1 protein-coding gene is annotated in these 1588 nt (G+C 40.4%); it reads right to left on the reverse strand.

Annotated elements, in window-relative coordinates:
* Positions 1 to 142: 142 nt before the first annotated feature.
* Entirely contained in the window at positions 143 to 1342 is a 1200-nt protein-coding gene (locus ABHN01_RS24300) for an IS110 family transposase (protein ID WP_429877682.1), read from the reverse strand.
* Positions 1343 to 1588 lie beyond the last annotated feature (246 nt).

The raw sequence follows: 1588 nt of genomic DNA on the forward strand, positions 1-1588 counted from the left end.
TCAACAATACCAGCTAATAGAAGGTCAATAGATAAACTAAAAAAGTGGAAAAAGTCATGTTACAATAAAAATGAACATACTAAATAAGCTTCAAATACGGAATTTGAAGTTATTGTTATAAAAGTATTTTATTGGATAATGGTTATACCTTGAAAGCCTCTTTACGGTTTAGTAATGCATAAATCCAATGGATGAGCTTGTTTGCGCAAGCAATGATAGCCACTTTATGTGGTTTTCCTTCTTCGCGCTTTTTATCGTAATAAGCTTTTAGTTTTGGATTACGATTCTTCGCTATTCCACATTGCACAGCTGTATAGAGGACTTGCCGAAGGCGTGAAGATCCTCTTTTTGTGATTTTGTTGATGGTTGCCTTAAACTTACCTGACTCAAAAACGCTTGGGTCAATTCCTGCGTAAGCAACCAACTTCTTTGGGTGGATGAACTGATCAATGTCCCCAATTTCGGAGATGATTGTGGCGGCAATCTTCCCACCAATACCGGGGATTGATCGGATAATCTCATATTCATCAAATTCTTCTGCCATGGCATCTATCTGTTCGATTAGTTTGGATAGGTGCCTTTGGTATTGAAGAAGAATTTGAATATACATGGTGAGACTAACGATATGGCTCGTATATAAGTTACGTTTAAAGGGGTCTCTCTCGGCTGCTTCTTTAAGCTTATGAGCTTTCCCTAATGCCCACTTATAAGAGCGTTTAGCCCCTTGTTTCAGAATCACTTCAGCGATTTGATCCACCGTTTCCTCTTTCACACCGTGTGGTGTTTGATACTGGAGTAACGTTGCTAATGAGGTGGGCGAATATAGGGCTCCGAAAACCTTTTTATACTCAGGGAAAACTTGATCTAATATTGTTAGAAATTGAAGCTTTGTTTGTACGTAGGTTCCTGTCAAAGAGTCGTGTTGACGCGTTAAATTTCGCAAGTTCATGATCCTAATACTCTTTTTTTGGAAAGGTTTTAGGTCTTCGTTTTTATAATAAAGCTCCCCTAAGTGAAAAGCATCGATCGCATCGGTTTTGACTTTTCTTAAACTAGCCTTTTTTGCTTCATATGAAAGAACCGGATTGACGAGATAATAAATGACCTGCTTGTCCTCTAGAAACTGCAGGACAGGTTCATGGTAATGTCCCGTCGATTCAAAAACGACTGCCGGAGGCAGACCCGCGACTTCTTCTACTTCTTGGTAAAAGCGATAAAAATCGTGCAACCCCATCACGTTATGCTCAAATATAAAGCTTTTCTTGTAGGGATTCTTCTTCTGTAAAAAGGCTTGTACTTGGCTTTTTCCTTTTGCGACATCCAGGCCAATGACCGGATCCATTCATTATCACGTCTCCTCTTTTGTTTTAGCCGGCAGCCCCTAATCCTATCTTGTAGTTTCATAGCTTCGCTTTTTATACGGGATCTCTGTCCCAACCAGCCTCAAACATGTTTCTACAAGTAGGGGGTGGACAGTATTGCGGACGGGATCTTGGTCCCACGGGCCAGAACGTCCTCCCCCGGCTACCTAAAGAATAACCTATAAAAAATAGGCTAACCAGATGGACTGGTTAACCTTATAATACGA

Origin of the sequence: Fictibacillus sp. NRS-1165, assembly GCF_050468105.1 — a bacterium.
Taxonomy (GTDB): Bacteria; Bacillota; Bacilli; order Bacillales; family Fictibacillaceae; genus Fictibacillus_C; species Fictibacillus_C terrinigri.